Below are 25,738 nucleotides of genomic sequence, written 5' to 3' on the forward strand. Positions count from 1 at the left end.
CTCTTCGGAAATAAGGCGCCATCCACAAAAATTTGATGAACAAATTTCGTGGATGGCGTCTTATTTCTCGAGGCTAAACACTTCTGTTCCGACCTCATTTCGCGCTAATTTATAGAAGCTGGACCCTTGTGGATCAAACTCAATTCGCAACTATTACTGCAATCAAATCGCATCTTACTTGCGAGCAGCAAGCGCCATCTCGATCGTCCGATCAGCCAATATCGACTGAGCATCGATCACAGGATAAGGATTGTCCGCGGCAACTTCTTGCATCAAAGATAATTCTGTACAGCCTAAGATGATCTTTTCACATGCTAAACGTTGAACTACTTCTTCTAGAATCTCAAAATAAAGTTCTTTGTTCAATCGATCCGCTTCTTTGATTTCATGATAAATCAAGTAATTCACTTTTTCTTGTAGTTCTTGGTCAGGAATCACGACGTCAAAACCTAATGCTTTGATCTCTTTTTCATAAACACCAGCAAGAATACTTCCTTGAGTTGCTAAAACAGCCACTTTACCCGTTGTTTTTTGACGGACAAGCTCTTTTGCCGCTTCTCGTGGCATATGCAAGATCGGGATCGTCGTCTCTGCTTGTAAATCGTCAAAAAAGTAATGAGCGGTATTACAAGTCAAAACAATGAAATTCGGTTGTAGTAAATTTTGTTTTTTGACATCCTCTACTAAATAAGGAACAGGATTTTCTTTTGTTTGATCCAAAATGTAGGCCGTTCGATCAGGAACTGTCGCATGATTGAACAACACATAGTTCAAGTAATCCTGATCTTTGGCGGCTTTGACACGATGATTAATCAAGCGGACAAAGCTTTCCGTTGCCATCGTACCCATCCCACCTAAGATACTGAAAAAATTCTCCATGAACTAGCCTTCTTTCGAATGAAAGTATTTTTTAAATCTTGGAATATAGTTTCGGAACATATAAGTCATCAATAACCAACGTTTAAGTGAATGATCTTTCTCATAAAATACCGTCGTTCCATAGCGTTTTTCTTTGATCAATTTCAAGGCACGTTGTTTTTGTTCGTTTTCTTTGGCATAAGTCAAAAAGACTTTTTTGGGAACGCCTAACCATAGTTTTGCTTGATCTGATTGGTTGGTTCCATAGGTCGTTTCCACGAAGGGTACACCAAAGACACGGTCTTCTGTTAGAAAACGTGCTAAATTCAGGCCATTGAGCGTAACAAAGAAACTACTTCTTCCTTGACGAAGATTGATCTCAAATAATTTATATTCGCCATCTCGTGGGTCATACTTCATGTCGAAGTTTGCAAAGCCAGTATACTCGATTTTTTCTAGAAACGCTTTGATCGTTTGGTAGATTTTTTCGTTGTAATCCGGCATGATCACCACATAATTTCCGATAGAAGCTGGCGTTGGGTCTTCAAGTAGCGGGTGCCCTAAGCACATCATCCGTACTTGATGCTGTTCATCAACGTAGGCATTCAAAACACGCATATTACTGTCATCGCCAGGAATAAAGTCTTGTGCGATCATTTCGCTCGTATAGCCTGCTTCATAGATGCGACCTAACATCAAATCAAATTCTTCACGATTATCAATAATGAACGCTTTTTTTCGTCCTTCAAATTGGACAGATAAATACTCCACACTATTAGCTGGCTTTAGTGCCACAGGAAAGTTGAAAGGTAACTCTTGGTCTAAGCGACCATTATTCAACATTTCTTTTCGGATGATCAATGTTTTGGGATAAGGTAACTGATATTCTTCACATATCTCATAAAAACTCACTTTATTCACTAATCTTTCAAATAGGGAATAATCAATATATGGACATATAAAGGTTTCAGATAGCTCCTCTTTATGCTGAGAAATCAATTCGGCATATCCATCACCACAAGCTATCAGTAAATATTTTTTATTTTTATCCGTATATTTTTCTTTTGCTAAACGTCTCATCGTTTCAATAAAGACCGGATCTTGATCAAATCCTGGAATCACTTCAACGTTTACGATTTTGCTATAGCGGGTAGGCGCTAATTGGTTCGATGCATATGACTGACAAATCGTACCATATGCCTCATGAAATGAACGGGCCATACCATAAACGTTCATATCGCTACCTAATAAAATAGGGATAAATTCATTTTTTTCATTACTGTTCATCATTATCTCTCACTAACTTAATAATCTCTTGTTTTTCTTTTACAATCACACAAGGAATATCATACCATAAAGAAAAAAGCAATCAAAGGAATCTCCTCCGATTGCTCAATTCTTTTTTGAACGGATTGAACTTATAGGAAGTTTTTATCTATACCAATAAGTGTAGAAAGAACTACCATATAAAGCATTCTAGAATACTCGTGAAAAGAAAACAATACTTATCGCTCTCTTTTAATATTTTTTTAACTATCGCAATAACGTTTCTTATTTTTCCATGATTTTTTTCAAATAACGACCTGTATAGCTTTCTTTGACTTTCACCAATTCCTCTGGTGTACCAGTCGCTAAGATCGTGCCGCCACCTTCGCCACCTTCAGGGCCTAGGTCGATCAAATGATCGGCTGTTTTGATGACGTCCAAGTTGTGTTCAATCACTAAAACGGTATTTCCAGCGTCAACCAACCGTTGCAAGACATGCAATAATCGCGCAATATCATCCGTGTGAAGCCCTGTGGTCGGCTCATCTAAGATATAAAAATTCTTCCCATTGGAAATTTTGTGCAGTTCACTCGCAAGTTTCATCCGTTGCGCTTCCCCGCCAGACAATGTCGTCGCTGGTTGTCCCATTGTGACGTAACCCAAGCCAACATCAACGATCGTTTGTAGTTTGCGATGGATCTTAGGGATCGGTTGGAAAAATTCCACTGCATCTTCGACGGTCATCTCTAAGATATCCGCAATGCTTTTTCCTTTGTAATGAACTTCAAGTGTTTCTGAGTTATAACGTTTCCCATGACAAACTTCACACGGTACATACACATCTGGTAAGAAATGCATTTCGATCTTGATGATCCCATCACCGCGGCAAGCTTCACAACGTCCACCTTTTACGTTGAAGCTGAAACGTCCTTTTTTGTAGCCACGCATCTTCGCTTCATTGGTTTGAGCAAACAGATCACGGATATCATCAAAGACACTCGTATAAGTCGCCGGATTACTTCTCGGAGTCCGACCGATCGGGCTTTGATCGATATCAATGATTTTTTCTATTCCTTCATAGCCAGTTATCGTTTTGAATTTCCCAGGCTTAGCTGAGTTTCGATTGATTTTTTGTGCTAATGCCTTCTTCAAGATACTGTTTACCAACGTACTTTTCCCTGAACCAGACACTCCAGTGACCGCCACGAATTCTCCCAAAGGAAACTCGACGGACACATTTTTCAAGTTATTTTCTGTTGCACCAGTGATCTTGATTGCTTTACCTGTACCTTTTCGTCTCGTTTCAGGAACTGGGATCGATTTTTTGCCAGACAGATATTGTCCGGTCAGTGAATGTTTATCCTTCGCAACTTGAGCTGGCGTTCCAGCAGAAACGATCTCGCCACCTTGATGTCCCGCACCAGGCCCAACATCGATCAAGTAATCGGCTGCACGCATCGTATCTTCATCATGTTCCACAACAACTAATGTGTTGCCAAGATCACGCATTTTCTTCAATGAACCGATCAAACGATCATTGTCCCGTTGATGCAAGCCAATGGAAGGCTCATCTAAGATATAAAGAACTCCCGATAGATTTGAACCGATTTGTGTGGCTAAACGAATCCGTTGCGCTTCTCCACCTGATAAGGTTCCCGAAGCACGACTAAGTGTCAAATAATCAAGACCTACATTTTCTAAGAATGACAAACGGTCATTGACTTCTTTTAGAATCGGACGAGCGATGACTTTTTCTTGCTCTGATAACGTTAGATTTTCAAAAAATTCAACGGCATGTTGGATGGACAACTCATTCGTCTGACCAATGTTCGTACCATTGATCTGTACGGATAAAGCTTGTGGATTCAATCGGTAACCGTTACACGTCTTACACGTCAATTCTGTCATGTAAAGACGCATTTGTTCTCTCGTAAAATCGCTGTTCGTATCATGGTAACGTCGTTTGATATTGGTCATCACGCCTTCAAATGACGTTTCAACATCTCTCACTCCACCGAAATCATTTTCGTAGTGGAAATGGAAGGGCTCTGACGTACCATTCAACACGATTTCTTGATGTTCTATAGGTAAGTTTTCAAATGGCGTATCCATATCGATGCCATAACTTTCACAAGCTTGAGCCAACATTTGTGGATAATATTGTGAACTGATCGGATTCCAAGGGATGATTGCTCCTTCGTTCAACGTTTTTGTTTTATCGGGGATCACTAGATCGATATCGACTTCTAACTTGACACCCAAACCATCACAATCCGGACATGCGCCAAATGGTGCATTGAAAGAAAACAAGCGCGGTTCTAATTCTCCCACTGTAAACCCACAGTACGGACACGCATAATGTTCGCTAAAGAGCATCTCTTCTTCGCCGATCACATCGATCAGTACATAGCCATCCGCTAAACGAAGAGCTGCTTCGATAGAATCGAACAGACGAGAGCGGACGCCTTCTTTAACGACGATCCGGTCAATCACAATCGCGATATCGTGTTTTTTATTTTTCTCTAATTCAGGTACTTCACTAACGTCATAGGTTTCTCCGTCTACACGAACACGAACATACCCTTCTTTTTGGACACGTTCAAATACTTTTTTGTGTTGTCCTTTTTTCTTTACAATGATCGGTGCTAAAATTTGGATCTTCGTCCGATCAGGAAGTTCTAATACTTTGTCCACCATTTGTTCGACAGATTGACTGGTGATCTCGATATGGTCATTTGGACAGATCGGATGACCGACCCGAGCAAATAACAAACGTAAATAATCGTTGATCTCTGTGACTGTCCCTACGGTAGAACGAGGGTTTTTACTGGTTGTTTTTTGATCGATCGAGATTGCTGGGCTAAGTCCATCAATACTATCGACATCCGGTTTATCCATTTGCCCTAAAAATTGTCGGGCATACGCAGATAAACTTTCGACATATCGACGTTGTCCTTCTGCGTACAATGTATCAAAAGCAAGCGAACTTTTCCCTGAACCGGATAATCCGGTGACGACCACGAATTTATCACGTGGGATCGTCACATCGATATTCTTCAAATTGTGCGCTCTTGCGCCATGAATAATAATTTTATCGTTAGCCATGTTTACCCCCTACTCAGATGCTTTTAATTCAAGAATCATATCACGCACATTGGCTGCGGTCTCGAAATCCAACGCTTTCGCTGCATCTTTCATTTCTTTTTCTAGTTTCATCAATAGTGTTGCTTTTTCTTCTCTTGTCATCTCTTCATAAGAAACTTGTACCGTTTCTTTTGCATCATCTTCTGATTCTTTCGTAATCGAGATCAAGTCTCGGATCTCTTTGATGATCGTTTTCGGAACGATGCCATGTTCCTCATTGTATTGTTGCTGGATACTACGACGTCTTGACGTTTCATCCATGGCTAAACGCATGGAATCAGTCACTCTATCCGCATACATGATGACTTTACCTTCTGAGTTACGTGCCGCACGTCCGATGGTTTGGACTAATGAGCGTTCACTTCGTAAGAACCCTTCTTTATCGGCATCTAAAATAGCGACTAACGATACTTCTGGGACATCTAATCCTTCACGTAGTAAGTTGATGCCGACTAATACGTCGAACTCACCTAAGCGAAGATCACGAATGATCTCTGTTCGTTCTAATGTTTTGATGTCACTATGCAAGTACTTCACTTTGATCCCTAACTCTTTGAAGTAATCGGTCAAGTCTTCTGACATCTTTTTCGTCAACGTGGTCACGAATACCCGTTGGTCTTTTTCAACTCGCTCATTGATCTCACCTACTAGATCATCGATCTGACCCATGATCGGTCGTACCTCGATGACTGGGTCTAATAATCCTGTTGGTCGAATGATTTGTTGGACCACTGTGTCTGTTTGTTCATACTCATAAGGTCCAGGAGTTGCGGAGACATAGACGATCTGGTTGACATGTTTCTCAAATTCTTCTAGACGCAAGGGACGGTTATCTAGTGCAGATGGTAAGCGGAAGCCATAATCGACTAGCATTTGTTTTCTCGCACGGTCACCGTTATACATTCCACGGATCTGTGGCATCGTCACATGGGATTCATCAATAACCATCAACGCATCCTCAGGGAAGAAATCTAATAACGTATACGGCGGTTCGCCTTCTTTACGACCATCCATGTGACGTGAATAGTTTTCGATCCCAGAAGTATAGCCCATCTCTAACATCATCTCGATGTCATAGTTCGTCCGTTGTTCTAAGCGTTGCGCCTCTAGTAATTTGTTCTCATTACGTAACACAGTCAAGCGTTGTTCCAGTTCTGCTTTGATATTTGCGACCGCATGTTCCATATGGTCGTCATCGGTCACAAAGTGAGTTGCTGGGAAAATGGCGACGTGTTCTGTTTCTCCTAATACTTCACCCGTCAACGCATTCACTTCACGGATTCTTTCGACTTCATCGCCAAAAAATTCAACGCGTAATGCTCGTTCATCACGTGAAGCTGGAAAGATCTCCACGACATCACCGCGCACTCGAAAACGACCGCGCTGAAAATCAATATCATTTCGTTCAAATTGGATGCTGACTAGATCTCGGATCAATTGGTTGCGATCCATCTCCGCACCTTGTCTGATCGACACGACTTGTTTTTGGTATTCAAAAGGTGAACCTAACCCAAAAATACAAGAAACCGAAGCAATCACGATCACGTCATTTCGTTCTAACAATGAACTTGTGGCGGAATGACGCAATTTATCGATTTCATCGTTGACACTTGAGTCTTTTTCAATGTACGTATCACTAGAAGGGACATAGGCTTCTGGCTGATAATAATCATAGTAAGAAACAAAATATTCGACCGCATTGTTTGGAAAGAACTCTTTGAATTCCCCGTATAATTGGCCAGCTAGTGTCTTATTATGTGCAATGATCAAAGTCGGTTTATTCACTTTTTCAATCAAATTAGAGATCGTATAGGTTTTTCCTGTTCCGGTCGCACCTAATAAAATCTGCGCTTTTTTACCCTCATTCACACCTTCGACCAACTGCTTGATCGCTTCTGGTTGATCGCCGGCTGGTTGGTATTTTGACACCAACTCAAAATGACGGGAGGTATCTCTTTCAATCATTGTTCGTCCTCCTTTTCGTTCATTCCTTCTCTCATTTCATCAAAAAAAAGAAAAGGAAAGCAAAGGCATTCCTTGTTCATCTATTATATCACGGCGAACATACTTTCGCCAATTGAAAGTTTTGAATCTGATTGGAAATCTCCCCCCAATACCCTATGTTACATTTTATTACATAGCATGTAATAAATCGCTACTTTTTTCAATTATTTTTTCTTGGAATCTTGTGTTAGGAATATCTTTTCGCCTATAATAGTTAAATATTGGAAATTATCGAAATTCATATAGGAGGTTATTTATGAAAAAAAGAAACATGTTAAAGACATTCCTTTTCATAATGACAGGACTTGTTACATTCGCGCTGCATACACCTGTGCAAGCTGACGAAACGCAATCAACCACATCTACTAGCGGGACGATGCAAAAAATAGAACCCAAAAAAGACGTTTACGTGATTGCAAGTGATTCAGCCTTTGCACCATTTGAGTATCAAAATGCAGATGGTGAATATGTAGGGATCGATGTCAGCTTAATGGAAGCTATCTCAGAAATGCACGGATTCAATATCCGCATGGACTTCCGCGGTTTCTCTGCTGCGTTACAAGCATTGGAATCTGGACAAGCAGATGGAATGATCGCGGGGATGACGATCACAGATGAACGTAAAAAAACGTTTGATTTTTCAGACCCTTATTTCCAAAGTGGTATCCAAATCGCAGTAAAAAAAGGCAATACTTCGATCAAATCTTATGAAGACTTAGATGGAAAAACAGTCGGTGCGAAAGTTGGTACCGAAAGTGCAGACTTCTTGGTCGCTAACCAAGAGAAATACGGCTATGAGATCAAATATTTTGATGCCGCAGATCAGTTATATGATAGTTTGAGAGTCGGAGCAATCGACGCAATGATGGATGACTATCCAGTGATCGGCTATGCGATCAAAAATGGTCAGGAATTAGAAACGCCGATCGAACGAGAAACTGGCGGTTCTTATGGTTTCGCAGTGAAAAAAGGCGAAAATCCTGAATTATTACAAATGTTCAACGAAGGATTAAAAGAATTAAAACGAACAGGCCAATATGACGAGATCATCAATCAATACATCTCTACAGACGAAAGTGCAGCAGCACCAGCTGTGGATGAATCAACATTGACAGGCTTGATCCAAAACAATTACAAAGCGCTATTGAAAGGCTTATGGCAAACGATCCTATTAACCTTGATCTCATTTGCACTAGCTTTAGTCGTCGGCGTGATCTTCGGTCTATTCAGTGTTGCACCGATCCGCGCCTTACGAACAGTTGCAAGCATCTATGTAGATATCATTCGCGGAATCCCGATGATGGTACTTGCTTTCTTCATCTTTTTCGGTCTACCAAGTATCGTCGGCTTTACGATTCCTGACTTTATTGCAGGGATCATTACACTGACCTTGAACGCGAGTGCCTATATCGCTGAAATCGTACGTGGTGGGATCAATGCAGTTCCAACTGGACAAATGGAAGCTTCACGGAGCTTAGGTCTCTCTTATAACCGCACGATGCAAAAAATCATTTTACCGCAAGCATTCAAAATCATGATTCCATCGTTCGTCAACCAATTCGTGATCTCATTGAAAGATACGACGATCATCTCAGCAATCGGTGTGGTAGAGTTGTTACAAACTGGTCGGATCATTGTTGCTCGGACTACACAAAGTACGTATGTCTACTTGATCATCGCAGTAATGTACTTGATCTTGATCACTGCATTGACGAAATTAGCGAAAGTCTTAGAAAAGAAGGTGAAATAAGATGACAGAAAAAATCTTAGTCGAACATCTTGTAAAAAAATACGGAGATAACACTGTCTTGAATGACATCAACGTGTCGATCAATGAAGGCGACGTTGTTTGTGTGATCGGTCCTTCTGGTTCTGGTAAAAGTACTTTTTTACGCTGTTTGAACCGCTTAGAAGATCCGACATCTGGTGATATCATCATTGATGGTGCTCATTTGATGGATAAAAACACAGACATCAACTTAGTGAGACAGCATATCGGAATGGTGTTCCAACACTTCAATCTTTTCCCACACCTTTCTGTATTGGAAAATATCATTTTAGCACCAATGGACCTAAAGAAAATCTCACGTGCAGAAGCAGAGAAAAAAGCAATCAAATTGTTAGAAACCGTTGGTTTAGAAGATAAAAAAAACATGTATCCAGATAATTTATCTGGTGGACAAAAACAACGGGTGGCGATTGCTCGTGCATTAGCAATGAATCCCGATATCATGCTCTTTGACGAACCTACTTCAGCCTTGGACCCAGAAATGGTCGGCGATGTATTGAATGTCATGAAAAAATTAGCGAAACAAGGAATGACTATGGTCATCGTGACACATGAAATGGGCTTTGCTAAAGAAGTCGCTAACCGTGTCATGTTTATTGATGGCGGCAACTTCCTTGAAGATGGTACACCACAACAAATCTTTGAAAATCCGCAAAATGAGCGAACAAAAGATTTCTTGGATAAAGTATTAGATATCTGATCGACTAAAAAAAGCCCCTAAGAACGTCTGGAAAACCAAGCGTCCTTAGGGGCTTTTTTACTATTGATTTTTAACGAGGGTCACATGATCCACCGATACCCATCCTTGCGCTTTTGCATCGACATAAATGCCAATCTCACTCGTGCCAGAAGTAACCGGGATATCTTTGATCATCACCTTCGTCCATTCACTACTTTTAGTGATCGAAGCTTTCAGCTCTTTCCCACCATGATTTTTGATATACAACTGACTAGCGGTCAAATCGCCACCTGCCATGGTATAAGCAGTTAATGTGTACGTCCCCTTGCTTAGTCCATTAACAGTTTGATACATTGACATTTGATAGGCTTGATCATCCCAAAAGGTTGCTTTATACGTTCCAGAAAACCCACCAGTTTCAGTTTTCAACGTATCGACTGCTGCACCATTGCCTCGCCACACTGACCAGTTTGTCGGCGTATTCGTGAAGCCGTCATTTTCAAAACTTGGATTTTTGAGAAAATTTTGCTGTCTTCCCGCTTCTTGAAACGCCTTTAAGCTAGGAAGCGCTTGTCCATTGAAATCAAACATCGCTTGGTTGTCCCACTCATTTCCTGTTTGAGACTGTACGCCTAGATAGTTCATTCCAGCAGCTGTTGCCCAAGAGACATTGCCGTTATACCATAGAGGTTCCCAGTAGAAGAACCCATTCCCTTTCTCGTTTGGCACGGTTTGGATACGGGTCACCAAATCATTCAAATATTCTCTTTGTCCTTCTGGTGTTGCCGCATATCCTCCTGCAATTTCTTGTTCAGGTCCAAAAGCATTGGGCATGCTATCCGCGTTGGCAGTTGTGTGTCCATACGCAGTCTCTACCACATTGACTTCTTTATCATATCTGGCACTGATCGTGTTCATCGTCGTTTGCAAGGCATTCATCGAGCCATGCCAATAAGGATAATAGGACAGGCCGATCAAATCGTAATCTACCCCACGTTTTGTAATCTCATCAAACCACCAAGTAAAGACATCCGTATCTCCACCATCAGCTAAATGTAGCATGATCGGCGTGTCGACTGGCTGTGTTTCTTTTACTCCCCGAATCCCAGATTTCAAGAAAGTAGCCAAGCGATCAAATTCGCCACCGCCTTCACCCCATGATTTCCCATAAGGCCAAAGCATGCCACTATTCAATTCATTGCCTATCTGGACCATATCAGGATATACGCCATTGTTTTTCATTTCTGTCAATACACTTTTCGTATAACCGTATAAGGCGGCATCAAGTTGCTCAAAGCTATAGTTTTCCCATGCTTTCGGTAGGTTTTGCTTGCCAGGGTCCACCCAGAAATCACTATAATGAAAATCAAGCAACACTTTCAATCCTAGGTTTTTCGCACGTTTCGCCAAAGCAATCGTTGTTTTCAAATCATTCGTGCCTGCACCATATGAATTCCCTTGATCATCATAAGGATCTTGCCATAATCGCAAACGAACATAGTTGACGCCATTGTTCTTTAGAATCTGTAATGCATCTTTTTTCACACCATTTTCGTAATACCCTGCACCAGATTTTTCCATATCCGCTAATATCGAGATATCTGCTCCACGTATCAATTCCTTTGCCTCCACTTGCTTTGAGCCTAATGCCACACTGACTAATGAAACAAATAATCCGACAACCAACACTCGCCAACCTTTTACTTTGTTCATTTAACGATCTCTCCTTTGATTTAAAATTGATCTAAAACAAACCGAACAGCTTTCTCAGGATCTCTTGTCAAACCAATGTATTCTGCACCTTTTGTGGCAACCAATTTAATTCCTAAACGATCTGTGTCTTCCTTGATATCTTCATAGTAAGATTGGACTTGCGGCGCCAAGACGATCATATCAAAGTCTTCCATCATCTCGTAATGAGAACCATAAGCACCTGCTAAAGCACTGATTGGTGCATCAAATTCTTTTGCTCCTTCTTTTAAGGCATTTGCAAGCATAGCACTTGTACCAGCGCCTGCGCATAAAACTAATACATTGATTTCTTTACCTGAATCAGCCAAAGAACTCGCTTCTGTTGCTAATACTTCATTCGCCGGGATCGTCACGGTCACTTTTGTTTCGTTTTCTTGCATGGCTACTTGTTCTGCTTGTCGCGCTTCTTGCTCGACTAACGTCGCATCATACGCTTTACAGAATGGGAAATAGATGGCAAAGTCGACGAGAATCAAAACTGCGGCTAATACAAAAGCCAAAACCCCCATGCCGGTTCCTAAGACTAAACCAATCGGCGCTGGCGTTGCCCAAGGTAAGACATACATGAAACTATTCATTCCAAATACATCAACAAAAAACTTGAACAAGCAAACGTTTACAATCGGAGTCAATAAAAACGGAACAAAGAAATACGGATTCAAAATCATCGGTGCCGCAAACAACAACGGCTCATTCACAGCAAAGCTGACTGGAATAACTGAAGCTTTACCAACGGCTTTTAACTGTTTGGATTTTGCAAACAGCAAAAAGATAAACGGAACGACTAAAGTCGCACCTGTTCCACCCATCGTTCCGACAAAATTTCCTAAACCAACAGTCAATACATGTGAAGCTTGTTCCCCAGAATTGAACAGTTGTAAATTGGTTTCGACATTCGCATAAATGATCGCTGCAATCGCTGGTTCAACGATCGATGGACCATGCACACCAACAAACCAGAAAAATGCCATAGCACCCCAGATCACGGCTATCCCCAAATAGCCATCTGCTGCTGTAAATAGTGGTTGTAATAAAGTAATGATAGCCTCTGCAAAAGAGATGCCAAAAAGACTACGTACAGCTAAGTCGACCAACACGGCGGCAAAGACCGAAAATGAAAATGGAAAAATATCGCGGAACGTTTGAGAAATCGTTCCTGGTACCTCTTTTGGCATCTTGATCGTAATATCTTTTCGTACACAAAACTTATAAATGTTCACAGTAATAAATGCAGCGATGAACGAAGCAAGTAATCCTTTCGTCCCCATATATTCCGTTGAAAAACCACCTTCGATCGGTGAGACACTCAACAATAAGAAACTAACTAAAGAAGCAAGCATCACCGATGTGGTATTGATGATTTTATTTTTCGGCATTCTCCGATTCATCGATTCAGCTAAACAGCGTGCAGTAGTTGTAGAAACTAATATCCCAACGACCCCCATCGAATAATTGTAGATTTTCCATAGCCAGGTCGATACTCCTTCTGGCCATTGAAAACCAAAAATCTCAGGAACTGCCGCAATCAAAATAAAGATACTTGAAAATAAAATTGCTGGCATAGCCGTCAAGAAGCCATCTCTGACCGCACCTAAGTATATATTACGTGAGATTTTTTCAAAAATCGGTTTGCCTTTTTCAATTTGCTTGATGATCCCATTCATGCTTTTCACTCCTAGTGATTATTTGTTTTTATATAACTCAATGAAATCTTGGATCAAATCTCTTAGCAATAAAGTAGTCATCAAGTGATCTTGTCCATGGATAAATATAAAGCCCATATCCATGTCTTTTCCTGAAGCTTCTTCTGCTAAGATCTTTGTTTGCGAATTATGGGCTAATGTCAAATTCTCATCTGCATCCTTCAAGGCTTCTTCCACACGATCAAATTTCCCTTGACGGACTTCTCTTAATAATGTGAGTAGCGTACTACGTGCATCCCCTGAATAAGCCACGATCTCAAAACCTAACATTTGCAATTCTTCTTTATTCATCTTCCATTCCTCCAACTTAAATGATTGTCTTTGTTTCACTGACGAATTTGTACCAATAGGCGGACTCTTTTGGGTAACGTTTTTGCGTTTCGAAATCAACATAGAAGAGACCGTATCGTTTATTGTAACCATTTGACCAAGAGAACAAATCCATTAATGACCATAGGAAGTAGCCTTTCACGTTGACCCCGGCAGAAATAGCTTTGCTCAGTGATTCTAAATAAACTTTCAAATACTCGATCCGCGGTTGGTCCATGATCACACCATCATCGAAATGATCTTTGAATCCCATCCCATTTTCAGTAATGTAGATTTTATTGTAGTGGGGATAATCTTCCTTGATACGCAACAATAGATCATACAACCCTTCTGGATAGATCAACCAGTCCCAATCCGTTCGAGGGATTCCTTCTTTATAGATCCGTTCCCCAATTCCTTTTACTTTATAAACAGAAGTGCCTTTGTCTCCCGTTCCATTATGATGGATCGCATTCTCTCCATGATACGCTTTGACAAAGTGACATTGATAATGGTTGATCCCCAAGTAATCATTACGATGTGAGGCACGCTTCATTTCGACCAGATCCTCTTCAGGAAAGTCATAGCTTGCGCCGTTCGCTTCACAAATCTCCGCAAGAGCCGACAATGTTTCATCTGAGTAATACCCTAAATATGTGGCGTCTAAGAGAAAACGGATCGACAACGCATCATCTAAGAACGCTGCATGTTGATCTTCCGAAGCCTCCGATGCAGGATATTTCGTCTCTAAAGAATGGACCACACCAATTTCACCTGCGTATCCCTCATCCTTGAACAAATTCACGACCCTTGCATGCGCATACATCATGTTATGCAAACAAGCAATGATCTTTGTGAAATCATACGTGATTCCTGGTGGGAAAATCCCTAATAAATATTGATTCGTCGCTACCGGATAAATCTCGTTGAAGGTACTCCAGTAACGCACTTCTTTAAATTCTTCAAAGCAAAATTTTGCATACGCAACAAACGCTTCGACATTGTCTCTATTTAAAAAATCACCCTGATCAAACAAAACTTTCGGGGTATCAAAATGATGAAGCGTCACAAAAGGAAGTACCCCATGTTTCTCACAAGCCGCAAAGACCTTATGGTAAAATGCCACACCCTCTTCATTCACTTTCCCAGTTCCATCAGGAAAAATACGACTCCACGCAATGGATAAACGTAACCCATTCACACCAAACTTCTCACACAATTCAATATCTTTTTCATATTGATGATAGAAATCGCTCGCAGGATCAGGACTGAATCTTCCTTGTTTCTCTAAAAACTCGTCCCAAGCAACTTCACCTTTCCCACCTTCTTTTGTTGCACCTTCTACTTGGTATGCCGCTGTTGCTCCGCCAAAAATAAAATCTTCTGGTAATTTCAGCATTTCTTCCCCTACCTTCTTGTCTACTAATTTATATAACAACACGAATTGTAATCGCATTCAAAACATTTGTCAACAAAAACAAACAAATTCAATCAATAAATTGTATTTATATGAAATAAAAATGAAATTTGTTTGTTTTAGGTGATTATTTTTGTTTGTGTATGTTTGTTTTTGTTGACCTCTATTCTAATCTATGGTAGATTATTTGTGAATTGGGAGTGATTAGATGTTAAAAAGAGAGCGCTTACTAACAATTAGTGAGATGGTTAATAAAAAAGGAATTTTAACGGTCAGTGAGATCATCGAACAATTGAATGTCTCTGATATGACCGTTCGTCGAGATTTGGATGAGCTAGAAAAATCCGGAAAATTATTGCGTATCCATGGCGGAGCCCAAAGCCTGACCTATACCCTCGACCAAGAATTATCACATACAGAAAAATCAGTCATGCAAATCAAAGAAAAGCAACAGATTGCGGCAACAGCCGCACAGTTGATCAATGAAGGCGATACCGTCTTTTTGGGTCCAGGAACGACGATCGAGTTATTAGCATCTCACTTGATCCACAGGAAATTGCGGATCATTACAAATAATTATGCCGTTTTTGAAGTGTTAGCCCAAGCAGAAGTTCCCGAAATTTTGTTGATCGGTGGCGACTTTCGAAAAAACACCGGTGCATTTGTCGGCCCCATCACCAACGATAACCTCAGAAAACTGAAGTTCACCAAATCGTTTATCAGTGCTAACGGCGTCCATAATGAAGCAATCTCAACCTATAGCACCGAAGAAGGGGAAGCCCAACAAATCGCATTGAACCATTCGAAAAACAAATACTTATTAGTCGATCACCAAAAATTCAATCGCGATGACTTTTATATCTTTTATCAATTACATGATTTTGATTTACTGATTACTGATCCACACATCAAATCACATGTGAAAGATCATTATTCGCAATATGTCCAAATAAAATTAGCGGAATCGCTAGAAAATGAACTTTAGGAGTGAACGTATGAAAGGAATTATTTTTGATTTTAACGGGACGATGTTCCAAGACTCCCATTTACATGAAGCGGCTTGGGTCAAAATGATCCATCATTATTCTAAAAAAGAGCTTTCTGATGAAGACATTGTTAAAAATATCCATGGACGTACCAATAGTGAGATATTGAACTACTTTATCTCTCCTACTTTATCTAAGGAAGAAGTTGAGAAATTATCCAACGAAAAAGAAGCATATTATCGCAACCTTTGTTTAGAAAAACCGGATGAATTAGTTCTCACGCAAGGATTGACCGGCACTTTGGACATATTGAAAGAGGAAAACATCCCAATTACGATCGCTACAGCGACAGTCAAAGATAACGTTGAATTTTATTTCGAGATTTTCGATTTAGCACGATGGTTTGAATTTGATCAAGTCGTTTACGATGATAATACGTTCCCAGGCAAACCACAACCTGATATCTTTATCAAAGCTGCTCAAAAATTGGCTCTTGAACCAAAAGACTGCTTGGTCATTGAAGATGCTTATTCCGGACTCTTAGCAGCCAAACGTGCAAATATCGGTACGATCATCGCCATTGATCCATTTGGAAAAAATCGCCAGTTATTCTCCAATCAAGAACTGAGAAAAGATCGTGTGATAGAGAATTTTGATGATTTCTATCTCAATATCTTAACAACTGCAACTTCATCAAAAAAAAGATAGACGTATGATCGTCTATCTTTTTTTGTATTTATTTACGTTTTTTTCCGCCAAACGCATCTTTTACTTTATCAAAAAAACCATCTTCTTGTTGCTCTTGAACATGCATGCCGCCTGCTTTTGCAAACGCACGTAAAGCTTCACGCTGTTCCTCGTTGAGGTTTTTAGGTGTAATCAATTTCACACGTACATGTTGATCCCCTGTTGAACCACCACGTAAACGCGGTGCTCCTTTGCCACGTAAACGGAAGTTCGTTCCCGTTTGCGTACCAGCAGGGATTTTCAATTTGACATCCCCATGAACAGTTGGCACTTGTACTTCATCGCCTAATGCCGCTTGCACGAAGCTTAATGGTAACTCATAATAGATCTCTGAGCCATCACGATCGAAGATATCACTTTCTTCTACTCGGAAGACTACATATAGATCTCCGAATGGACCACCATTCTCGCCTGCTTCACCTTGTCCTGCTAAGCGCATTTGTTGTCCTTCTTCCACACCGGCTGGTACATTCACTTTGACCGTATGTGCTTTCTTCTCATGACCAGAGCCATGACAAGTTGGACATGGTTCTTTGATTTCTTTCCCAGTCCCCCGACAAACATCACAAGTTTGGCGGCTCATCACACGACCAAGTGGTGTTTGACGTTCCACATTGATCGTTCCAGAACCATGACATTTATGACAAGTCGTCGGTTGAGTTCCTGGTTTTGCACCATTTCCACTACACGTGTGACAAATTTCTTCACGATTGTATTTGATTTCTTTTTCTACCCCAAAGATTGCTTCTTCGAAGGATAAATTGACTGTATATTGTAGATCTGATCCTTGACGAGGGGCATTTGGATCAACAGATCTTCCACCACCGCCGAAAAATGAATCAAAAATATCTTCAAATCCACCAAAGCCAGCACCACCACCAGAGAAGCCGCCAAAGCCACCAAAGCCGCCGCCACCTGCGCCATAATTAGGATCAGTTCCGGCGTGTCCGTATTGATCGTAAGCCGCACGTTTTTGTGGATCACTTAAAATCTCATAAGCCTCTGAAACTTCTTTGAATTTTTCATCAGCATCAGGCTCTTTATTGATATCTGGATGGTATTTCTTTGATAACTTTCGATAAGCTTTTTTTATTTCGTCTTCTGAAGCTCCCTTTGACAGCCCCAAGACTTCATAATAATCACGTTTTGTTGCCATAGGCTTTCCTCCTATTGGTTCTCTTCATTTCCACGTCGTTTGTTATCATATCACACTTTGATCGAAACAAAAACCGGAAATTTCGAAGTATCGACTAAAGAAGAAAAAATCGATCATTGAATTCTATGGCACAAAGAAAAGAAAACATTTCTCTTCTTGATCCAAAGAAAAATCATAATTGATGACTTCTTTCTTTACACTAGCCATGCTTCTAAACTGTATAAAATAAAGTGATACAAGATTATTCCCTCGGAAATAAGCCGAAGAATCGCGAAAATATGAGAAGCTATTTTCGAATTCTTCGGCTTATTCTAAGCGGGACTTGATCTCTTTAAGTGAAACTAAATGAACTGATTATTTTTTGTCGTCATCGACTTCTTCAAAATCAGCATCTACGACATCATCCGCTCCGCCTTGGGCAGCTTCAGGATTTTCTTGAGCTTGTTGTTGTGCCGCTTGTTCATATAATTTAACTGTCAAGTTTTGCACGATTTCGTTCAACGCATCACGTTTTGTTTTCATTTCTTCGATGTTGTTTGCTTCTACCGCAGCTTTCAACTCGTCACGAGCTGCCTCAGCTTTTTTCACTTCTTCTTCGTCAACTTTGCCTTCTAATTCTTTCAAGGTTTTATCAACTGAGAATAGCAATGCATCGACATCGTTACGTAGATCAACTTCTTCTTTACGTGCTTTATCTGCTTCTGCATTAGATTCAGCATCTTTCACCATGCGTTCGATTTCTTCGTCTGTTAGACCTGAAGAAGATTTGATCGTGATTTTTTGTTCTTTTTGTGTACCTAGATCTTTTGCAGATACATTTACGATACCATTTTTATCAATATCGAATGTTACTTCGATTTGAGGGATACCACGTGGTGCAGCTGGAATATCTGTCAATTGGAAGCGACCTAATGTTTTGTTGTCCGCAGCCATTGGACGTTCCCCTTGTAATACATGGATATCTACCGCAGGTTGGTTATCCGCAGCTGTTGAGAATACTTGTGATTTACTTGTTGGAATCGTTGTATTACGATCGATCAATTTTGTAAATACGCCACCCATCGTTTCAATACCTAATGATAATGGTGTTACGTCTAGTAAAACAACGTCTTTCACATCACCAGTGATCACGCCACCTTGGATTGCTGCACCCATCGCTACAACTTCATCTGGGTTTACTGATTTGTTCGGTTCTTTTCCTGTTTCTTTTCTTACAGCTTCCACAACTGCAGGAATACGAGTTGAACCACCGACTAAAATCACTTCATCGATTTCTGATTGTGACAAACCAGCATCTTTCAATGCTTGACGTACAGGAACTTTCGTACGTTCCACTAAGTCAGCTGTCAATTCATCAAATTTCGCGCGAGTCAATGTCATTTCTAAATGCAATGGACCAGCGTCACCAGCTGTGATAAATGGTAAGCTGATTTGAGTGCTTGAAACACCTGAAAGGTCTTTTTTCGCTTTTTCAGCAGCGTCTTTCAAACGTTGTAATGCCATTTTATCTTGATCTAAGTCAATGCCGTTTTCTTTTTTGAATTCAGCAACCATATGATCGATGATTTTGTTATCAAAGTCATCTCCACCTAAATGGTTGTCTCCGGCAGTAGATAATACATCGAATACGCCGTCGCCTAATTCAAGGATCGATACGTCGAATGTACCACCACCAAGGTCAAATACTAAGATTTTTTCATCGCGATCTGTTTTGTCTAAACCATAAGCTAATGCTGCCGCAGTTGGTTCATTGACGATACGCTCTACTTCTAAACCTGCAATCTTACCAGCATCTTTAGTTGCTTGGCGTTGTGCGTCGTTGAAGTACGCAGGAACAGTGATAACTGCTTTTTCTACTTTTTCGCCTAAATAATCTTCTGCAAAACCTTTGATGTATTGTAAGATCATTGCAGAGATTTCTTGTGGTGTATATGATTTACCTTCAACATCCACTTTATAACCAGCTTCACCAATATGGCGTTTGATGGAAGAAATCGTATTAGGGTTTGTCACTGCTTGACGTTTTGCTACTTCCCCTACTTGGATCTCACCATTTTTAAATGACACAACAGAAGGTGTTGTACGGTTTCCTTCTGGGTTTGCGATGATTTTTGCTTCATTTCCTTCTAATACAGCTACTGCTGAGTTTGTTGTACCTAAGTCAATTCCGATAATTTTACTCATAATCAACGTCTCCTTATCTTATTACTAAGTTGTTTGTTTCTATTCCATCATGACTTTATTGCGCAACGATAACCATTGTCGGTCTCAATACGCGGTCATGTAATTTATAGCCTTCTTGTAACACTTCAACGATGGTATCAGCAGGTAATTCATCTGTTGCTGGCACCGTCTGAACTGCTTGATGCAATGTCGGATCAAAAGGTTCACCTTTTGCAGGGATTTTTTCGATCCCCTCTTCCTTCAATGCATGTTTCAAACTTTCAAGAACCATCTCGACACCTTTTTTCAAACTTGCACCTTGTTCGTCAGATACTTCTGTCGCTAAGGCACGTTCCAAGTTGTCGATCGAAGGTAATAATTTTTTTGCTAAATCTTGTGAACGATATTTTTGCAATTGCTCTCGCTCATTTTTGCCACGATTCGCCATATTAGCGATCTCTGCTCTTGCACGTAAAAACTTGTCTTCCATTTCATCAAATTCAGCTTGGAGATTCGCAAGTTCGTTTACTTCTTCCACTTCTGAAACTTCTACTTCTTCCGTTTCTGGATCTAGCTGCGTATCATTCAATTCCTGATCTAATTCTTCGTGGTTTTCTTTCATGATGCAGTCTTCCTTTCATTATTCAGTCACCTGCTTGATCGTTCAACTCGAAAAAAGAACGATCAGTCACTTTTGTGATTGTTCAAAAATCCGAGCGGTCAAGCGTGCGGTAATAATCAGCGAGTTTGTGTGCCAATTCTTTTCGATAGACATCAACAAGACCTAACATTTTGGAATACGGCATACTCGTTGGTCCGAGCAATGCGATCGTTCCACGTCCATGACCGACAATCTCGTAACTCGCTTGGATCATACTCATATTTTGCAATAGATCATTGCCTAATTCCGAACCGATTTTGATATGTATCTTACTATCCATCGGTACGATCATCTGTGTCAGTTCATAGGAATCTGTCATAAATGAAAACATTGACTTGAACTGATCCACATCTTGCAACGGTTCATAATCCAATAAGTTCATTTGGCCACTCACGTAAACTTTATCTTCAAACGCATGACTCAAAACCGTATCAAAGAGACTAGACATCCCTTCAGTTGTTTGAAAATATTTATGCAAGATCATCGGGATCTCCGTGCGTAATTTGTTGTATACAGTCACTAACGGATCTCCTACCAAACGGTCATTGACAATACGAACCATTTTTTCTAAGTCCTGACTACCTAAGTTTTCAGGAAGAGTAAAAACCTGACTTTCAACGTTTCCATTGTCAGTCACAACGATCGCAATGACCTGACGACTATTCAATGGCACGATGCGAAAACCGGTCAAACGGCGATCTTTAATCTCGGGTCCTAACGAAAAAGTAGTGTAACTAGTCAACTCAGATAAAATCTCAGCTGATTGTTTGATGATTTCGTTGATTTCATGGAATTCCTTGTTTAAAGACTGTCGAATTTGGTGCAAATCATCATTTGCTACACGAGCAGGTCGTAACAGATGATCCACATAATAACGATAACCTAGCGCAGACGGTATACGTCCAGAAGAAGAATGTGTCTTTAAAAGTAGACCTTCATCCTCTAAAGCTTTCATATCATTACGGATCGTCGCTGGACTTGCCTCGACTCCTTCCGCCATTAACGTTTTGGAACCAACGGGCACCCCACTACTCGTATAGTTTTGGATGATCAGACGTAAAATATCACTTTGTCGCTGTGTTAACATCTTTCTCACCTCTCATTAGCACTCTTAGCTTCTAAGTGCTAACCCACTTATAAATATAGCAAGAAGACCAAAAAGTGTCAAGGAAAAGAACCCACTTTTTTAGCACTCTAACATCGGGAGTGCTAACCAATTGTCAACTTGCTTAAAATACCGTCATATCAAGCATTTGATCATAAAAAACCTTGACCAAATCAATTGTTTATTTAGTTGTTATAAAAAATTTAAACAATCATTTAGTCGTTTGCCAAGTCCTTATCCAATAAAAAACGTTCGAAGACATTATTCCCTAAAAAAGTTCCTTTTTGTGTCAAATATACTCGGTCTTCTTCATTCACTAACAACTCTTCTGCTACTAACTCATCAAGGACAGATTGATACAACGACTCAATCGATTGACCATAACGCTGCAAAAAGTGCTGCTTTTCAATGCCCACTTTTTTTCTTAAACCAAGAAACATTTCTTCCTCAATTTGATTCTTACGAGATAACTCTTCACGCTCTAATACCGGTAACTCACCTTCACGTAACGGACGCAAATAATGTTGGATCGGGCCTTTATTTCGATACCGCGTATGATCCAGATAGCCACTTGCCCCTGCGCCAAAACCGAAATAGTGATCATTATTCCAATACATCAAATTGTGTTGCGATTCATGACCAGCTAAACCAAAGTTACTGATCTCATATTGATGACGTTGGTGTTTTTCCATCGCCGCAATCGTCTCTTCAAACATCCGTGTCTCCGTCTCTTGATCTGGCAACTGCAACCTTCCTTGTCGAACCCAATTCATGAACATCGTTTTATTCTCTAAAATCAATGAATAAAGAGAATAATGAGGCAAGTCTAAGGCTAATGCCCGCTCCAACGTATCAAGATAGCCTTCTAACGTCTGCCCAGGTAACGCATAGATCAAATCAATGCTTACATTTGAAAAGTTTTCCGCCTCTAAAAATCGCATCGTCTCATAGACATCTTCCGCCGTATGTTTTCGACCAATTTTCTTTAATAAGCGATTATCAAAAGTCTGGACCCCCATCGATAAACGATTGACCCCATAATTCTTCATTACCTGTAGTTTTTCCCTCGTCAAATCACCAGGATTCGCTTCCACCGTAAACTCTTTTCCTTCATTAAAAGGTAAAATCTCTCTTGCTCCAGACAATAGTCGATCGAGCTGCTTAGCTGATAAAGAAGTCGGCGTTCCACCACCAACATACAGCGTCTCCAATTCATTCACCGGACGACGCTCCATCATGATCGCCATTTCCTTTAGTAGCATTTCGACATACTCATCCACTGGTTGTCCTTCCAGAAACACTTTATTGAAGTCACAGTAATAACAGATATGTTCACAAAATGGGATATGGATATAAGCAGAAACCTTATGTTCTGCGGATTTGTTTGTTTCTTTCATTATTTTTTCTTTCTCCTTACGCCAAAAAGTCGTACCGCTTTTCGACCACTCTTATAAAAGCATACTAAACGTATTTAGCAAACAAATCCACTAAAAAATCCAGGAATCGATTTCTTGGATGAGTTTTTCTTTAGTTGTATTGGAGACTTGGTTGTAAATTTCCAGTGTGGTTTTCATGTTGGTATGCCCTACACGCTCCATGATTGCCTTGATTGGCATGCCTGCTTCGGCGAGTAGAGAGATATGGGTGTAGCGGAAGGTGTGGGAACTTAAGTGTTTTTGGAAAGAGGGATCTTTGGTCTTCATGATAGCTTGGATAGAAGAGCTAGATTGTTTCCTGCCTTGACCGTTTAAAAACTCATTTAACGAGTGATAGACAACTGGTGTGCCGTTTTGTGTTTGGAAAATGGTAGCAGACTCAATAAATTTTTTTGAAGCAGCAATCGTTCGGATCGATGAGTAGCCTTCTTTATTATAGTAAGTTTTCTTATACTCACCTTTTCGACGTTGCTTCATTTCTTTCTGGCGTGCTTGATTTACTCGGATTCGATTCTGAATGATTGCGATCGATCGCTGGTCCAAATCAACTTCTCTAACCGAAGAGAGAGTTTTAGGCGGATTTCGCACATACTCTTTCACCGTTCGACCAGCAGCAACTAGTCCTTCATCGATCCGCAACTTACAATTCGTGAAATCTACCTTATCAACCGTCAACGCCCCTAATTCTCCAATTCTTAATCCATTGCGGATCAAAAACTCCACTACATCTAAGTATAGTTTGTTCATCTTATTGATTTCATGATTCTGCTCATACTTTTCGTTGATTGCTTCTAATAATAGCTGGATCTCTTGTTTCTCTAAAAATTTTTTCTTTCGGCGTTGTAGTGATTTTCTTTTCCGATCCGCAGGAATTTTTAGTTCAATTTTCCTTAATTCAAATTGGATCAGATCATGTCGGTAGCCATAGACTAAAATCTGCTTTAACAAAGAACGAATTTTTTCCAACGTCGCTTGTTCCAGATAATCTTTCTCCCTTTTCGTCCGTATCAATAAAATATTCGCCCATAGCCCTTCAATCAACAACGGAGTGATTTGTTTTAATGGAGTCTGTCCATCGATAAAAGGTATCAGATACCGCTGCAATATTTGCTTCTGATAATCGGCAGTCGTTTGACGAACCGTCGGCTCCCATGCCTTCAACCAAAGTACAACCAGTTCGCCAAACGTTTCACAGTACTCACCATTAGAAAACACCGTATACTTCTGATATTCTTTTTCAATCGCTTCATGCAAATAGCGCAACGCTTGTCGCTCACTCTTGAATCCTTTCGCTTTCCAGTTCACACTTTTCTTTCTCGTTTTCTCTTTGACCGGATCATAGTAGACCTGAAATGTCCGCAAATAACTTTTCTTATCAATTGTTGTATAGGCACTTCGCAAATACTGTTTATAATCTGAAGCCTTCAGAACATCCTCCTTTCCAAATAAAAAAGCACATAAGCAAAGGAATCAAAACCCTCGCTCATGTGCCTTCCATTTTAAAAATTTTATAAACCCTTCTAAATTAATCCAAACCAAGCGCTGCGTTGGATTAATGACATACTGATAAAACTCTGGACTCTGCCGCATTTCCATCAACCAGACGTTTAACGTACTTTTGGTTAAGCCTTCGAAGCGGTTGAGTATGCCTTGTTTGTTTAGCCAGATTTTGTCTTTAGACAATTTATCCATCTATCAGCCTCTCTTTAATTTTAGTCTACTTATTGCCAAACAGACTTATGCTTTATATATATTTATGATTGAATACATATTTTTAACAAACTTCAAATAGAATTATATCCATTATTTTTTATTTTCTCTTAATAACAAACATAAAATAGTCTAATTACTTCTTATAGTTCTTAACCAATATTAATGAGATGATTAAATTAAATATTACGTAAATTAATAAAACATTTCCATCATACCCAATAGCATTTAAAGTGTTAAGAATAGGTTCATACGAGAATAATAAACTTAATATTAACGACATGACGGTAAACTTGGTTGAAATATTGTTTAATCTATCTTGCTTTAAATAGTCACTGTAAGAATTTGACATTTTATTTTGTTCATTAATTAGGTCCATTATTTCTTTTGGAAAAAAATATTTTGCTAATTTGCTATATAACGTAGTTATACTCTCATATTTAGAAAAAACTATTATATTTTCAGTATTTGTGTAAATAGAATTAAGTCTTACTTTTTCTTCTATTTGAATAGTTATTTCTTTTGATATATTTAAGCCAGTAGATAAATAAACAGTTTTAAACCACTTTAGCAACAATGTTTCTAAAATTAGCTGATAATTACCTGAAAGACATAAATAATTATAATCGTTTTGTGTTAATTCCCCTATAGCTTCTGCCCCGACCTCATTAAATCTCTTCATTAAATATTGGTCTGGTGCACAGACAATTTTCTTCGAAGAAGCAAAAAGTAAACATCCATTGAAACTTATCAAATCATCCATATTTTTAACACTCTCATTATAAGGAGAGCGAGCTATTCTTTTCATAAATCTTTTATCATCAGCTGTTTTAAGATAAAGTCCATATAATTG

General features: G+C 39.8%; 20 protein-coding genes and 1 pseudogene. 4 read left to right on the plus strand and 17 right to left on the minus strand.

The window, feature by feature from the left end; translation table 11 throughout:
- Positions 1–174: 174 nt before the first annotated feature.
- From CUS89_RS12420 to uvrB, 4 genes are all read right to left on the minus strand, one after another.
- Positions 175–879, minus strand: coding sequence for an amino acid racemase (locus CUS89_RS12420; protein WP_104872356.1), 705 nt, complete (start codon positions 877–879; stop codon positions 175–177).
- 3 nt (positions 880–882) lie between these two features.
- Positions 883–2,148, minus strand: a complete 1,266-nt coding sequence (locus CUS89_RS12425; protein WP_104872357.1) for a D-aspartate ligase — start codon at positions 2,146–2,148, stop codon at positions 883–885.
- 261 nt (positions 2,149–2,409) lie between these two features.
- Positions 2,410–5,229, minus strand: a complete 2,820-nt coding sequence (uvrA, locus tag CUS89_RS12430) for an excinuclease ABC subunit UvrA (RefSeq protein WP_104872358.1) — start codon at positions 5,227–5,229, stop codon at positions 2,410–2,412.
- Positions 5,230–5,238: 9 nt separating this feature from the next.
- Positions 5,239–7,233 carry an excinuclease ABC subunit UvrB gene (uvrB, locus tag CUS89_RS12435; RefSeq protein WP_019723722.1) on the minus strand — a complete coding sequence of 665 codons (1,995 nt, stop codon included), beginning with the start codon at positions 7,231–7,233 and terminating at the stop codon, positions 5,239–5,241.
- A gap of 295 nt (positions 7,234–7,528) precedes the next feature.
- Between uvrB and CUS89_RS12440 the strand changes: the two genes are divergently transcribed.
- Both CUS89_RS12440 and CUS89_RS12445 read left to right on the plus strand, forming a co-directional pair.
- Positions 7,529–9,022 carry an amino acid ABC transporter substrate-binding protein/permease gene (locus CUS89_RS12440; protein WP_104872359.1) on the plus strand — a complete coding sequence of 498 codons (1,494 nt, stop codon included), beginning with the start codon at positions 7,529–7,531 and terminating at the stop codon, positions 9,020–9,022.
- A gap of 1 nt (position 9,023) precedes the next feature.
- Positions 9,024–9,761 carry an amino acid ABC transporter ATP-binding protein gene (locus tag CUS89_RS12445; RefSeq protein ID WP_104872360.1) on the plus strand — a complete coding sequence of 246 codons (738 nt, stop codon included), beginning with the start codon at positions 9,024–9,026 and terminating at the stop codon, positions 9,759–9,761.
- A gap of 60 nt (positions 9,762–9,821) precedes the next feature.
- On the opposite strand, the gene CUS89_RS12450 is transcribed toward CUS89_RS12445, so the two are convergent.
- The 5 genes and pseudogenes from CUS89_RS12450 to lacG form a co-directional block, all read right to left on the minus strand.
- Positions 9,822–11,453 (minus strand): glycoside hydrolase family 53 protein, encoded by a 1,632-nt coding sequence (locus CUS89_RS12450; protein WP_104872361.1) that lies wholly within the window; start codon positions 11,451–11,453, stop codon positions 9,822–9,824.
- Positions 11,454–11,473: 20 nt separating this feature from the next.
- Positions 11,474–11,872 (minus strand): lactose/cellobiose PTS transporter subunit IIB, encoded by a 399-nt coding sequence (locus tag CUS89_RS16605; RefSeq protein WP_374955056.1) that lies wholly within the window; start codon positions 11,870–11,872, stop codon positions 11,474–11,476.
- Positions 11,872–13,156, minus strand: a pseudogene (locus CUS89_RS12455) (PTS transporter subunit EIIC); the annotation flags it as partial. The pseudogene CUS89_RS12455 and the gene CUS89_RS16605, both read right to left, overlap by 1 nt.
- An 18-nt stretch (positions 13,157–13,174) precedes the next feature.
- On the minus strand, positions 13,175–13,486 hold the full coding sequence (locus CUS89_RS12460) for a PTS lactose/cellobiose transporter subunit IIA (protein WP_010735223.1): 312 nt from the start codon (positions 13,484–13,486) through the stop codon (positions 13,175–13,177).
- A gap of 16 nt (positions 13,487–13,502) precedes the next feature.
- Positions 13,503–14,903, minus strand: coding sequence for a 6-phospho-beta-galactosidase (gene lacG / locus CUS89_RS12465; protein ID WP_104872363.1), 1,401 nt, complete (start codon positions 14,901–14,903; stop codon positions 13,503–13,505).
- Between the two features lie 226 nt (positions 14,904–15,129).
- Here lacG and CUS89_RS12470 point away from each other — a divergent pair, with 226 nt between their 5' ends.
- The gene (locus tag CUS89_RS12470; RefSeq protein WP_023519826.1) at positions 15,130–15,906 is read left to right on the plus strand and encodes a DeoR/GlpR family DNA-binding transcription regulator; all 777 of its coding nucleotides are present in this window, start codon (positions 15,130–15,132) and stop codon (positions 15,904–15,906) included.
- Positions 15,907–15,916: 10 nt separating this feature from the next.
- Complete coding sequence (locus CUS89_RS12475; RefSeq protein WP_104872364.1) at positions 15,917–16,615, plus strand: HAD family hydrolase; 699 nt, start codon at positions 15,917–15,919, stop codon at positions 16,613–16,615.
- Between the two features lie 28 nt (positions 16,616–16,643).
- Here the strand turns inward: CUS89_RS12475 and dnaJ are convergent, their stop codons facing one another.
- The 8 genes from dnaJ to CUS89_RS16135 form a co-directional block, all read right to left on the minus strand.
- Entirely contained in the window at positions 16,644–17,810 is a 1,167-nt protein-coding gene (gene dnaJ, locus CUS89_RS12480; protein ID WP_010735219.1) for a molecular chaperone DnaJ, read from the minus strand.
- Between the two features lie 354 nt (positions 17,811–18,164).
- A complete protein-coding gene (dnaK, locus tag CUS89_RS12485) occupies positions 18,165–19,994 on the minus strand; it encodes a molecular chaperone DnaK (protein WP_104872365.1) in 1,830 nt (609 codons plus the stop codon).
- A gap of 55 nt (positions 19,995–20,049) precedes the next feature.
- Positions 20,050–20,595, minus strand: coding sequence for a nucleotide exchange factor GrpE (gene grpE / locus CUS89_RS12490; RefSeq protein ID WP_104872366.1), 546 nt, complete (start codon positions 20,593–20,595; stop codon positions 20,050–20,052).
- Positions 20,596–20,677: 82 nt separating this feature from the next.
- Positions 20,678–21,721, minus strand: a complete 1,044-nt coding sequence (hrcA, locus tag CUS89_RS12495) for a heat-inducible transcriptional repressor HrcA (RefSeq protein ID WP_019724030.1) — start codon at positions 21,719–21,721, stop codon at positions 20,678–20,680.
- Between the two features lie 233 nt (positions 21,722–21,954).
- Complete coding sequence (hemW, locus tag CUS89_RS12500) at positions 21,955–23,136, minus strand: radical SAM family heme chaperone HemW (protein ID WP_104872367.1); 1,182 nt, start codon at positions 23,134–23,136, stop codon at positions 21,955–21,957.
- A gap of 90 nt (positions 23,137–23,226) precedes the next feature.
- A complete protein-coding gene (locus CUS89_RS12505) occupies positions 23,227–24,537 on the minus strand; it encodes a tyrosine-type recombinase/integrase (protein WP_308726895.1) in 1,311 nt (436 codons plus the stop codon).
- 108 nt (positions 24,538–24,645) lie between these two features.
- Positions 24,646–24,867: a hypothetical protein gene (locus CUS89_RS12510; protein ID WP_104872369.1), complete on the minus strand. Its 222-nt coding sequence runs from the start codon at positions 24,865–24,867 to the stop codon at positions 24,646–24,648.
- A 154-nt stretch (positions 24,868–25,021) separates the two neighbouring features.
- Positions 25,022–25,738: hypothetical protein (locus tag CUS89_RS16135; protein ID WP_181055369.1), on the minus strand; the 717-nt coding region annotated here is incomplete at its 5' end.

The organism is Enterococcus mundtii (assembly GCF_002947535.1).
In the GTDB taxonomy this organism is placed as follows: domain Bacteria; phylum Bacillota; class Bacilli; order Lactobacillales; family Enterococcaceae; genus Enterococcus_B; species Enterococcus_B mundtii_B.

What these genes read in the sequence shown, in the direction of transcription:
- CUS89_RS12420 (WP_104872356.1), bottom strand. Translation starts at nt 879, where the DNA reads ATGGAGAATTTTTTCAGTATCTTAGGTGGGATGGGTACGATGGCAACG.
- CUS89_RS12425 (WP_104872357.1), bottom strand. Translation starts at nt 2,148, where the DNA reads ATGATGAACAGTAATGAAAAAAATGAATTTATCCCTATTTTATTAGGT.
- uvrA (WP_104872358.1), bottom strand. Translation starts at nt 5,229, where the DNA reads ATGGCTAACGATAAAATTATTATTCATGGCGCAAGAGCGCACAATTTG.
- uvrB (WP_019723722.1), bottom strand. Translation starts at nt 7,233, where the DNA reads ATGATTGAAAGAGATACCTCCCGTCATTTTGAGTTGGTGTCAAAATAC.
- CUS89_RS12440 (WP_104872359.1), top strand. Translation starts at nt 7,529, where the DNA reads ATGAAAAAAAGAAACATGTTAAAGACATTCCTTTTCATAATGACAGGA.
- CUS89_RS12445 (WP_104872360.1), top strand. Translation starts at nt 9,024, where the DNA reads ATGACAGAAAAAATCTTAGTCGAACATCTTGTAAAAAAATACGGAGAT.
- CUS89_RS12450 (WP_104872361.1), bottom strand. Translation starts at nt 11,453, where the DNA reads ATGAACAAAGTAAAAGGTTGGCGAGTGTTGGTTGTCGGATTATTTGTT.
- CUS89_RS16605 (WP_374955056.1), bottom strand. Translation starts at nt 11,872, where the DNA reads ATGCAAGAAAACGAAACAAAAGTGACCGTGACGATCCCGGCGAATGAA.
- CUS89_RS12460 (WP_010735223.1), bottom strand. Translation starts at nt 13,486, where the DNA reads ATGAATAAAGAAGAATTGCAAATGTTAGGTTTTGAGATCGTGGCTTAT.
- lacG (WP_104872363.1), bottom strand. Translation starts at nt 14,903, where the DNA reads ATGCTGAAATTACCAGAAGATTTTATTTTTGGCGGAGCAACAGCGGCA.
- CUS89_RS12470 (WP_023519826.1), top strand. Translation starts at nt 15,130, where the DNA reads ATGTTAAAAAGAGAGCGCTTACTAACAATTAGTGAGATGGTTAATAAA.
- CUS89_RS12475 (WP_104872364.1), top strand. Translation starts at nt 15,917, where the DNA reads ATGAAAGGAATTATTTTTGATTTTAACGGGACGATGTTCCAAGACTCC.
- dnaJ (WP_010735219.1), bottom strand. Translation starts at nt 17,810, where the DNA reads ATGGCAACAAAACGTGATTATTATGAAGTCTTGGGGCTGTCAAAGGGA.
- dnaK (WP_104872365.1), bottom strand. Translation starts at nt 19,994, where the DNA reads ATGAGTAAAATTATCGGAATTGACTTAGGTACAACAAACTCAGCAGTA.
- grpE (WP_104872366.1), bottom strand. Translation starts at nt 20,595, where the DNA reads ATGAAAGAAAACCACGAAGAATTAGATCAGGAATTGAATGATACGCAG.
- hrcA (WP_019724030.1), bottom strand. Translation starts at nt 21,721, where the DNA reads ATGTTAACACAGCGACAAAGTGATATTTTACGTCTGATCATCCAAAAC.
- hemW (WP_104872367.1), bottom strand. Translation starts at nt 23,136, where the DNA reads ATGAAAGAAACAAACAAATCCGCAGAACATAAGGTTTCTGCTTATATC.
- CUS89_RS12510 (WP_104872369.1), bottom strand. Translation starts at nt 24,867, where the DNA reads ATGGATAAATTGTCTAAAGACAAAATCTGGCTAAACAAACAAGGCATA.